Source organism: Pseudomonas peli (assembly GCF_050563605.1).
In the GTDB taxonomy this organism is placed as follows: domain Bacteria; phylum Pseudomonadota; class Gammaproteobacteria; order Pseudomonadales; family Pseudomonadaceae; genus Aquipseudomonas; species Aquipseudomonas peli_A.
In genome coordinates, this window is sequence record NZ_JBNXUH010000034.1 from 1 (window position 1) to 9710 (window position 9710).

A 9710-nucleotide genomic window follows, 5' to 3' on the forward strand; every position below is an offset into this window, starting at 1 on the left:
GGKATAAAAAAAACACCCTGAAGCCNCGCGGTTTTYTGTGMAAGTGGGGWAAAAACAGCCARGGGGGTGCCGGNGAAAGGGGAACCCGMAAAGCCGNGGANGGSCTCCCCCGSCTCCCCRAAAACCGCCCCCGCCGATGGCCAGATCGCCAGCGCCGGCCTGGCGCAGTTCTCCCCCCTTAATGAACAGACCGTCAGCCGCTGGGCCAAACGCCCAATCACTGCAGGCCCGACGAGTTTCACCTGGCGCTTTACCGCCAACCACGCCACACGCAACTGGCGCTACTACATCACCCGCCCTGACTGGCTGGCCAATCAGCCGTTAAACCGTGCCGCATTTGAGCCGGTACCGTTCTGCGTGGTCGATGGCGGCATGCAACAGCCGCCGCAGGAGGTCACCCATAACTGCGATGTACCGCCGCGCGAGGGCTACCAGGTCATCCTCGGGGTCTGGGAAGTGGGCGATACGCCGATGAGTTTCTACAACGTGATGGATGTGATGTTCGGCGATGTGACAACGCCACCCGATCCGTCCGCCTGGCAAGCCAAAGGCATGCTCTACCCCTCGGTGGATCTGCAAGTCGGCGACCAGGCGATGACCCGAGTATTCGATGCCAGCGGCGAGCGCAGTGACTTGCAGACTCGCCTACAGGTTGAAACCAGCGAGCAGGGCCAGCGCAACCAGTGGACCTACCTGCTGGCCAGCCGCATTAACCAGCAGCAGAGCCAGCTCAAGGCCGGTCAGCGCGGCAGCGACGGCGCAATTCAGCCGGTGTACGGCCAGAACAGCCTGTTTGCTCGCGCAGACAGTGGCATCCAGCGCATCGAGGTGCAGATAGACAAAGCCACTGCGCCGGACCACGACCTCTTGGTCGATGGTCTGCAGCCCAGCTATCGCATCCGTGGCGGCCAGCTGCGCATCGAGTTCAACGTCACCGCCGTGGGCGCGCTGCAGATCAGCAGCTACGTCTACGACCACGACGGCAATGCCAAAGGCTTTGCTGCCGCCGAACTGGACAACAACAGCCGGCCCTTGAGCATCAATGTCGATAGCCCTGCGCCCGGTCATCACCAACTGGTGGTCAGTGGCAAGGTCGCTGGCAGCGAGCAAGTGCTGCAGAAAACCTTCGACATGATGTTCGTCGCAGACGACGGCAGCGCCAACTACGACTTCACCTTCCCGGATGGCCTGCGCAGTTACACGGCCGGCACCCGGGTGCTGCAACCCAAGACGGGACAGCTGTATCAGTGTCGTCCCTTTCCGCAGAGTGGCTATTGCACGCAATGGTCAGCCGCTTCGACCCAGTTCGAGCCCGGTATCGGCAGCCATTGGCAAGACGCCTGGATAGCCGACTGAGATAAGCGCCGCGCCAGCCGAGCTGTTTGGCCGGCGCGGCCACCCTATACCCCCTGAGAATACGTACGGCACAGGCGCATGCACTGCGCCTTGGCGTTCGTCTATGTGGAGCCGCAGGTATGCCCAGGTACTGACATATAGCCCCTAGCCGCCAGCGTTGCGCGCATCACCACCCTCCCCACGCCGGTGTAACCGCAGCCCTGGGCCAGGTGTCAGCAGCAGCGTTTCACATCCCCTTTTGGGCATCCGAAAGGTCGGCTAAATATCGACTTAAATAATTGATTTTATTGATTTTTATAGATGAAAAACGACGAACGGCCTTGGCTTTTCGGCACAGTCTCCTAGGGTTCTGGCAGCTGCACTACGCGGCACACAATTGGGAGATAACCATGCAAGGATTCCAACGCACCACCGCCTTACTGCTGTTGCTCAGCGCAGGCTGGGCCTACGCCCAGGCCGACGAAAAACCCAGCTTCGCGGCCCAGGCGCAGATCGCCGTCGATGACCAGCAGTCACCGCGCTACATCATCAAATACAAGGAGCTGACGCCTTCACCAATGAGTCAGTCCAACCAGCCGCAACCTCTAAGCGCCGGCCAGTTCGAAAGCCGCGCCGCCCAGCGTCTGCTTAGCCAGGCACAGGTACAACCGCTGATGCACCTGGACAGCCAGGCCGCCAGCGTGGCGCACCTGAGCCCGGCGCAACTCAAACAGCTGCAGGCCAACCCGGCGATCGACTATATCGAGCTCGACCCACGCCGCTACCTGATGGCCGAACAAGTGCCCTATGGCATCCCCATGGTGCAGGCCGACCTGTTACCGGATAACGCCATTTCCAATATGAAGGTGTGCATCGTCGACTCCGGTTACGACCTCGGCCATCAGGATCTGCCATCAGCCGGCATCACCGGTAACGACGGCTACGGCAGCGTCGACAGCGGCAACTGGTACGAGGATGGCGATGGCCACGGCACCCACGTTGCCGGCACCATCGCCGCACTGGGTGGCAACGATCTCGGCGTAGTCGGCGTCAGCCCATCGGGCAACCTCGGCCTGCATATCGTCAAGGTGTTCAACAACAGCGGCAGCTGGGCCTACGGCTCTGATCTGGTGATGGCCATCCAGCAGTGCCGCGCGGCTGGCTCAACGGTGATCAGCATGAGCCTGGGCGGCGGCGCCTCGTCGGTAACCGAACGCAATGCCATGGATGCGGCTTACCAGAATGGTGTGCTAGTCGTCGCAGCTGCCGGTAACAGTGGCACGAGCACCCTCTCCTACCCCGCCTCCTACGACTCGGTCGTATCGGTCGCGGCGGTCGACAGCAGCGGCAATCGTGCCTCGTTCTCGCAATACAACAATCAGGTCGAAGTCGCCGCTCCCGGCGTTGGCGTGCGCTCCACCCTGCCTGGCAACAACTATGCGAACTACAACGGCACCTCGATGGCCACACCGCATGTGTCAGCGGTCTACGCCCTGGTGTGGAGTCAGCACCGCCAATGCACCCCTGCGCAGATTCGCAAGGTAATCAACAGCACCGCCGAAGACCGTGGCACTGCAGGCCGCGACCCCTACTACGGCTACGGTATCGTCAAAGCCAAACGGGCCAGCGACCTGATCGCCCAGCGCGGCTGTGATGCCACGGGTGGCGGCAATGGCGAAGAACAGACCTACCCCAACCTCTCCGGCGCGCGAGACGCCTGGGTACGTTACAACGTGGTCGTGCCAAGCGGCGCCCAGCGTCTGACCGTGCGAATCAGTGGCGGCAGCGGTGATGCCGACCTTTACACCCGCCTGGGCAGCCAACCCAGCACCAGCCAATGGACCTGCCGCCCCTACCTCGACGGCAACCAGGAAACCTGCACCCAGGAAAATCCTGCAGCCGGCACCTGGCATATCGGTGTACGGGGCTATTCCAGCTTCTCCGGTGTGACCCTCTACTGGCGCTACGAGTAATTCGCCCGGCCCCGAGGCAGGCAACTGCCCGGGGCCTCTCGCCCTGTACAGCTATCAATACCTCAGCCAGGCGCGCATGGAGTGACGCTGAAAAGATCACAAGATTGCGCAAATCATCCCGGCGCAAATGGACAGTATTTACAGAAATGCGTAGCGTGCCGCTGATCGCCAATTAAGGATGAACGGCCATGACTCAGCACAACCCCTACGCCACCCCGCAAGCCAGCGTCGTCGACGCAGAATCACTGGTATCCGACGAGCAGATCGCCGCACTACCCATCTCGGATAAATGGAAGCAGCGCTTTAGCGCGATCCATCATGCCGGCGGCATCAAGATGCCCAAGTTCAAGCAGCTGCCCGCCGAGGAGCGGCGCAAGGCCTTCAGTTTCAACTTTCTGGCGTTCTTCTTCGGGCCGATCTACTACGCCATCAAGGGCATGTGGAAAAAGGGCCTGTCACTGTTTCTGGTCTGCGCAGTGGTGGTGATCATCCTCGGCATCGGCCTGGACTACCTCGGTTACAGCAAAATCGCCAACGCGCTGGGCTACGGCATCAGTGCGGTATTCGCCACGCGCGCCAATATCGATTACTACAAGAAGATGCTGCTTAACGATAACGGCTGGTGGTAAGCCTCAATCCAACTGCATCAGGAGAATGACATGACGGAATATGTCGCTGAGGTGATCTGGCAACGCGGTGAGCAGGACTTTCTCGGCAACCGTTACAGCCGCAAACATCTGCTGCGGTTTGATGGCGGCCTGGAGGTCGCCGGTTCGTCCTCACCCCATGTAGTGCCGCTGCCGATGTCGGATGCAAGCGCCGTCGACCCTGAGGAGGCCTTTGTCGCCTCACTCGCCAGCTGCCACATGCTTTGGTTTCTCTCCATTGCCGCCAAGCGCCGCTTCTGCGTCGATGACTACCGTGACAATGCCAGTGGGCTGATGCAGGCGAACGCTGCCGGCAAGCTGTTTATCGCCCAAGTCACCTTGCGCCCTGCGGTCAGCTTCTCTGGTGAGCGCGTGCCCAGCCACGAACAGATTGAGCACATGCACCATCAGGCCCACGAGGAGTGCTTTATCGCCAACTCGGTGAAGTCCGAAATACGCTGCCAACCGCGGTTTAGCGAGTAACGCCACAAGGCCACATCGACTACGACAAGAAGGTGCGGTTTAACCATAACGGCTGGTGCGAGGGGATAAGGCGTGAATCCAACTGCATACGGCTGTCCCGATGGGCAGCCACTGTTTTATTTCCATGGTGTGCCGGGCGCGGCGGTTGAGGCGGCGATGCTGCATCAGGCGGCATTGGCGCACGGCATCAAGCTGCTGGTGGTGGAGCGCAATCTGCCGGGCGAACTGGGCAGCGCGGATTATCTGCAACAGCTCGCGCAACAGATCAGTGATCGCGCGGCGGGCCAGCCGATTCGCCTGCTTGGTTTTTCCATCGGCGCCTGCCTGGCGTTGCGGGTCGCCGCGTTGCTGGGTATGCAGGTGGCTGAGGTGTACCTGCTCTCCGCCGCCGCGCCGTTGGAAATTCCCAGCAATAGCGTCGGCATGGGCGCGGGGCGTTATACCTTCCTTTGGGCGCAGCATTATCCAAGGCTGTTTCGGGCCTTTGCCTGGTATCAGGCGCTGCTGGTAAAAATCAGCCCACGCCTGCTGCTGAACCTGCTGTTTGCCGGTGCCGGCGGCAAAGACCCAGAACTGTTGCGCCAGGCCGACACCCAGGCATGGCTGGCAGATATTCAGCGCACGTGTTTCAAGCATGGGACTAGCAACTATGTGCGCGACGTAAAACTCTACGTCGAGCCCTGGGCCACGGAGCTGGAAAAAGTCACGGCGGCTGTCAGCCTGTGGCATGGCGACGCAGATAACTGGGCGCCCATTGCCATGTCCATTTACCTGCAGGAGCATCTGCGCCATGCCAGCGCGGTGATCCGTTGCACCGAGCAAGCGCATTACTCCTGCCTGCTGGAGAACGCTGAAGCCGTGATGGCGGCAGTACAGCTCAGTACCTCAGCAACCCGAGCGGCCGGGTGATAACGCCATAAAGCGCACACGCTTCGACTTAAAACGACCCAAGGACGACACCATGAAAAAGCTCGCACTGCCCCTGATCACCCTGCTGGCGTTCAGCGCCTACACGCTTTATGTGATGATGCATGCGCAGCAATCGCTGCTGCAATTTGGCATGCAGCTGATGTCCAGCGCCGACACCGCCCAGGTGGTGATCGACCTCTACATACTCGCGGCACTGGCCTGCATCTGGATGTACCGCGACGGCCGCGCACGGGGCAAGTCGCTGGCCTACCTGCTGCCGTTCTTTGCCCTGACTGCGATCTTTGTATCAGTCGGGCCGCTGCTGTATCTGGTACTCAAGGCCCTAGATACAGGTAGCAAAGCGCCGCAGGATAGCGCCTCAACTACAGCTTGATGGCACGGAGCAGCCCGGAGAACCGGGCTGCTCAACGCTTAAAAGCTCAGATTGAAATTGCCTGTGCCGAAGATGCCGACCAGACCAATCACAATCAGATAAATCGCCACGATGTAGTTCAGCAAACGCGGCATTACCAGAATCAGAATACCGGCGATCAGCGAAATCAGTGGAGTAAGGGCAAGGGTCATAATCGTCACCTGAGAGTTAGAGTTATTGAACCGCCAGTATGCGCGCCACGCCCAAAGCGCACAGCACTATCCAGCGGTCGAGCCGTAATCAACCCATCAGCCTGTTTAGCCAATCCGCGTATTGAAGGCCCTTTATGAGCACCGCCAGCTTGTTAACCTCACTGCTGCAGTACAAGGCCTGGGCCAACCAGGAACTCTTTGCTGAGCTGCAACGCCTTGACCCCATTACCCAGCAAAGCGAGCTGCACGCTGCCTTGCGCATTCTCAATCATATCCACGTGGTCGAGCGGATATTTGTCGCCAACCTGCAAGGCATCAACCACAGCTACAGCGCCACCAACACCCCGGAAACGCCCACGCTGGAGGCACTGCAGCAAGCGGTGCAGGACACTGATCGCTGGTATCTGGATTATGTTGCGGGGCTAAGCGCCGAGCAGCTGGCGGAGCGCCTGCACTTCAACTTTGTCGACGGCGACCACGGCAGCATGAGCCGCGAGGAGATGCTCGCGCATATCGTCACCCACGGCGGCTACCACCGTGGCGCGGTCGGCCGGATCATGGCGCAACAGCAACTGGCACCGCCGCGGGATATCTACACGCGCTTTCTGCATCAGGATCAGCCGCAGCGCCGCGAAGCGAGCTAAGCCGGCGGCTTGGCGATAAAGGCTTGTTTGTCATGCCGATCAAACCCGGCGGCCTCATAGAAACGCAGGGTTGCAGGATCCTTACTGCTGGTCATCAGCATCACCTTGTAGCAGCCCTGGCCCCAGGCAAACGCCTGGGCGTGCGCTAACAACGCCTGACCGTAGCCGCACCCGCGATGCTCGCTGTGGGTCACCACGTTTTCGATCTGGGCAAAGGGACGACAACCGCGCGTCAGATTAGCGACCAGATTGATGCTGCAGCTGGCCACCAACCGCGCCTCGCGGTACAGGCCAAAACAGTGGTGCGCGGGGTTGGCGATGATCGCCTGCCACACCACTTCAACCTGATCGCGCGCGGGCAGCGGTTGATCATCTGGATGTAAATGCTCATACAGGGCGAGCAGCGCATCCAGCTCGCCGGCCCCGACACTACGGATGTCCATCAACCTATCCCTGTTGCGCGCGGCCTTACTCGCCGCGAATGTACTGTTCCAGTTGCTGGATCAGGCTGGCCTGTTCGGCGATGGTGTGTTTGACCAGGTCACCAATCGACAGCAGACCGATCAACTCGCCTTCGGCCAATACGGGTAGATGACGCAGATGGCGGTCAGTCATCAGTTGCATGCAGTGCTGCGAGGTGTCACGCAGGCCGACGGTTATGACATCTGCTGTCATAATTTCGCTGATCATCGCACTGAATGCGGAGCGCTCCAGCAGTGCAACTTTGCGCGCATAGTCACGTTCGCTGACGATGCCGGCCAGGCGGCCTTTGTCATCCAGCACCACCAGTGCACCAATGCCTTTCTCGGCCATCAACTTGATTGCATCCAGGACCGAAGTACTGGGCGTAACGCTGTACACGGCGGCCTGTGGCTTGGCGCGGAGGATCTCGGCAACTGTTTTCATGCAGTGGCTCCTGCTCTGTTTCTTATTGGCATTGAGGATAGTGCGCGAGGCGGCCGTTGCGGGCCAACCCGATGACCCGATCAGAGCATCTGCGCGCGTTCAGCGCAACCATTGCAGGCCAGCAAGGTCGGTGCCAAGCAACGCGTCAGTTGCTCTGAAATAGCGGCAAACTCAGCCGCGCCTCTACCCCGCCGTCGACATTGCCGATGTGCAATGCGCCACCGTGTAACTGCATCACTTCCTCGACAAAATTCAGCCCCAAACCGGTGCTCTTGCGCCCGCTGCCGGGGCGCGGCAGGGAGTAGAAGCGCTCGCTCAGGCGCGACAGGGCGTAATCGGGAATCGCCTCGCCCTGGTTAAACAGGCGCAGCTCGATCTGACCGCCAAGGGCCTGAGCGTTAAAGCGGATCAGCCCGCCTGGCGGAGTGAAATCCAGGGCGTTGTCCAGCAGATTGGCCAGCGCCTGACGCAGCAGAAAAGCCTCACCGCGCGCGCTTAATTCAGCGCCAATATGGTTTTCAATCTGCAGGCCGGCCGCTTCAATGCGCGCCATCTGCGCCTGCAGCAGGGAGTCGACCAGCGCCCCCAATGGCACCGCCACCTGCTCTTCCAGCCCCTGACGCTGTTCGACCTGGGCCAGGTGCAGTAGGCGTTCGATCAACTGCTGCATACGTGCACTTTCCTGCTCGATATTGGCCACGAAGCGCTGCCGTTGCGCCGACGGCATCTCGCTATCGAGCAGTTCCGCTGCGCCACGAATCGCCGCCAGTGGGCTTTTCAGCTCATGGGTCAGGGTGTGCACATAGCGCTCGACATAGGCCTTGCCTTCCAGCTCGGTACGCATGCGCTCGATGGCTTCGGCCAGTTGCGCCAGCTCACCGCCGCGCACGCTGGGCAGTTCGGCACGCTGCCCGGCGCTGACGGCCTGGGCGTAGCGGGTCAGTTTGCGCAGCGCGGCGCTGAGCCACCAAGACAGCAGCGCGCCGATCAACAGACCCAGCACAATCAACCCACCGCCGAGCCAGGCCAGCCGCTGCTCTGAGCGCTCTATATAAGGTTGCAAGGTGCGATTAGGCTTGGCCACCGAGACCACGCCGATAATCTGCGCGCCGTCCATGATCGGCGCGGCCACGTACATCACCGAGGAGTCGGGGTCGTTCGGGTCTTCCTTGGTTGAGCGCGCACCGTACTCGCCACGCAGGGTGCGCAGCACATCGTTCCAGCGCGAATAATCCTGGCCCACCGCCGCGCCTGTGGAGTCGAGCAACACAATGCCCTTGGCGTCGGTGACATAGATACGGTGGTTGACCTGAGTTTTCTCCACGCCCCAGATCTGCGCCTGCGGTTGACGCTGGCCGTAGGCTTGCAACAAGGCGGGCAGGCGGCTCTGTTGCAGGCGGCCAGCCTTGACCTCATCGCGCAGGATCTCCGCCAGCAGGTTGGCGGTATCCACCAGGGTTTCCTCGGTGCTCTGGCGCACGCCGGGGCGGACTTCGTCCATCACCGTGCTCAATACAAACCAGCCGGCCAGCCCGACAAACAGGAAGTACACCAGGAAGATGCGAATCCCCAACGGCATCAGGCGTGCCTCGGCGAGTAGCTGTAACCCAGGCCGCGATGAGTCTGGATCGGCTCAGCCGCAGCGGCCACCTGACGCAGCTTGGCGCGCAGACTTTTGATATGGCTGTCGATGGTGCGCTCGTAGCCAACATCGGCGGCTACACCCAGGCCATCGAGCAACTGCTCTCGGGAGAACACCCGCTCGGGTTGCGCCAGCAGGCTTTGCAGCAGGCGGAACTCGTGGCGAGTCAGGCTCAGCAGTTGGCCATGGTAGTGGATCTGCACCCGTTCAATATCCAGCTGGAACGGAGCGCTTGCAGGGCTGGCGACAGGCGCTTCACGCGGCGCCATGCGTTTGAGGATGGCCTTGACCCGCGCGGCCACTTCCCGCGGGCTAAAGGGTTTGACCACATAATCGTCGGCGCCGATTTCCAGGCCCACCACGCGGTCGATTTCCTCATTGCGCGCGGTGAGAAAAATCACCGGCACCTCGGAGAACCGCCGCAACCGCTTGCAGGCTTCGAAGCCGCTGATATCCGGCAGGCCGACATCGAGAATCAACAGATCGGCCGGGCTGCGCTGCTGTTCGGCCAGAGCCTGCTCGGCCAGGCTTAGCCAGGTGGTGGTAAAGCCTTCGCTTTGCAGGGCAAAGATCAGGGTGTCGGCGA

The 9710-nt window shown here is 61.0% G+C and carries 12 protein-coding genes; 7 read left to right on the forward strand and 5 right to left on the reverse strand.

Translation table 11 applies throughout. The features are described 5' to 3' along the window. Nucleotides 1-66: 66 nt before the first annotated feature. From gbpA to ACQ4LH_RS20870, 6 genes are all read left to right on the forward strand, one after another. Entirely contained in the window at nucleotides 67-1356 is a 1290-nt protein-coding gene (gene gbpA / locus ACQ4LH_RS20845) for an N-acetylglucosamine-binding protein GbpA (RefSeq protein WP_430698941.1), read from the forward strand. A gap of 389 nt (nucleotides 1357-1745) precedes the next feature. After that, nucleotides 1746-3308, forward strand: coding sequence for a S8 family serine peptidase (locus ACQ4LH_RS20850; RefSeq protein WP_430698942.1), 1563 nt, complete (start codon nucleotides 1746-1748; stop codon nucleotides 3306-3308). A gap of 188 nt (nucleotides 3309-3496) precedes the next feature. Continuing rightward, complete coding sequence (locus ACQ4LH_RS20855; RefSeq protein ID WP_430698943.1) at nucleotides 3497-3937, forward strand: DUF2628 domain-containing protein; 441 nt, start codon at nucleotides 3497-3499, stop codon at nucleotides 3935-3937. A gap of 30 nt (nucleotides 3938-3967) precedes the next feature. Beyond that, on the forward strand, nucleotides 3968-4438 hold the full coding sequence (locus ACQ4LH_RS20860) for an OsmC family protein (RefSeq protein WP_430698944.1): 471 nt from the start codon (nucleotides 3968-3970) through the stop codon (nucleotides 4436-4438). A 72-nt stretch (nucleotides 4439-4510) separates the two neighbouring features. Continuing rightward, the gene (locus ACQ4LH_RS20865) at nucleotides 4511-5347 is read left to right on the forward strand and encodes an alpha/beta fold hydrolase (protein WP_430698945.1); all 837 of its coding nucleotides are present in this window, start codon (nucleotides 4511-4513) and stop codon (nucleotides 5345-5347) included. A gap of 52 nt (nucleotides 5348-5399) precedes the next feature. Then, nucleotides 5400-5741: a DUF2834 domain-containing protein gene (locus ACQ4LH_RS20870; protein WP_430698946.1), complete on the forward strand. Its 342-nt coding sequence runs from the start codon at nucleotides 5400-5402 to the stop codon at nucleotides 5739-5741. A 38-nt stretch (nucleotides 5742-5779) separates the two neighbouring features. Here the strand turns inward: ACQ4LH_RS20870 and ACQ4LH_RS20875 are convergent, their stop codons facing one another. Beyond that, nucleotides 5780-5932: a DUF3096 domain-containing protein gene (locus ACQ4LH_RS20875; protein WP_275962302.1), complete on the reverse strand. Its 153-nt coding sequence runs from the start codon at nucleotides 5930-5932 to the stop codon at nucleotides 5780-5782. Nucleotides 5933-6066: 134 nt separating this feature from the next. On the opposite strand from ACQ4LH_RS20875, the gene ACQ4LH_RS20880 reads away from it, so the two are divergent. After that, entirely contained in the window at nucleotides 6067-6576 is a 510-nt protein-coding gene (locus tag ACQ4LH_RS20880; protein WP_430698947.1) for a DinB family protein, read from the forward strand. On the opposite strand, the gene ACQ4LH_RS20885 is transcribed toward ACQ4LH_RS20880, so the two are convergent. From ACQ4LH_RS20885 to creB, 4 genes are all read right to left on the reverse strand, one after another. After that, nucleotides 6573-7019, reverse strand: a complete 447-nt coding sequence (locus ACQ4LH_RS20885; protein WP_430698948.1) for a GNAT family N-acetyltransferase — start codon at nucleotides 7017-7019, stop codon at nucleotides 6573-6575. The genes ACQ4LH_RS20880 and ACQ4LH_RS20885 overlap by 4 nt on opposite strands. Before the next feature lie 25 nt (nucleotides 7020-7044). Further along, entirely contained in the window at nucleotides 7045-7482 is a 438-nt protein-coding gene (locus ACQ4LH_RS20890; RefSeq protein WP_430698949.1) for a CBS domain-containing protein, read from the reverse strand. 145 nt (nucleotides 7483-7627) lie between these two features. After that, on the reverse strand, nucleotides 7628-9061 hold the full coding sequence (creC, locus tag ACQ4LH_RS20895; RefSeq protein WP_430698950.1) for a two-component system sensor histidine kinase CreC: 1434 nt from the start codon (nucleotides 9059-9061) through the stop codon (nucleotides 7628-7630). Next, nucleotides 9061-9710 (reverse strand): two-component system response regulator CreB (creB, locus tag ACQ4LH_RS20900; protein WP_430698951.1); only part of this gene is annotated, 650 nt, incomplete at its 5' end. The genes creB and creC, both read right to left, overlap by 1 nt.

Bases quoted from the DNA above. Each gene is read 5' to 3' on its own strand.
- ACQ4LH_RS20870 (WP_430698946.1), top strand. From the start codon at position 5,400: ATGAAAAAGCTCGCACTGCCCCTGATCACCCTGCTGGCGTTCAGCGCC.
- ACQ4LH_RS20880 (WP_430698947.1), top strand. From the start codon at position 6,067: ATGAGCACCGCCAGCTTGTTAACCTCACTGCTGCAGTACAAGGCCTGG.
- ACQ4LH_RS20890 (WP_430698949.1), bottom strand. From the start codon at position 7,482: ATGAAAACAGTTGCCGAGATCCTCCGCGCCAAGCCACAGGCCGCCGTG.
- ACQ4LH_RS20855 (WP_430698943.1), top strand. From the start codon at position 3,497: ATGACTCAGCACAACCCCTACGCCACCCCGCAAGCCAGCGTCGTCGAC.
- creC (WP_430698950.1), bottom strand. From the start codon at position 9,061: ATGCCGTTGGGGATTCGCATCTTCCTGGTGTACTTCCTGTTTGTCGGG.
- ACQ4LH_RS20885 (WP_430698948.1), bottom strand. From the start codon at position 7,019: ATGGACATCCGTAGTGTCGGGGCCGGCGAGCTGGATGCGCTGCTCGCC.
- ACQ4LH_RS20875 (WP_275962302.1), bottom strand. From the start codon at position 5,932: ATGACCCTTGCCCTTACTCCACTGATTTCGCTGATCGCCGGTATTCTG.
- ACQ4LH_RS20850 (WP_430698942.1), top strand. From the start codon at position 1,746: ATGCAAGGATTCCAACGCACCACCGCCTTACTGCTGTTGCTCAGCGCA.
- ACQ4LH_RS20860 (WP_430698944.1), top strand. From the start codon at position 3,968: ATGACGGAATATGTCGCTGAGGTGATCTGGCAACGCGGTGAGCAGGAC.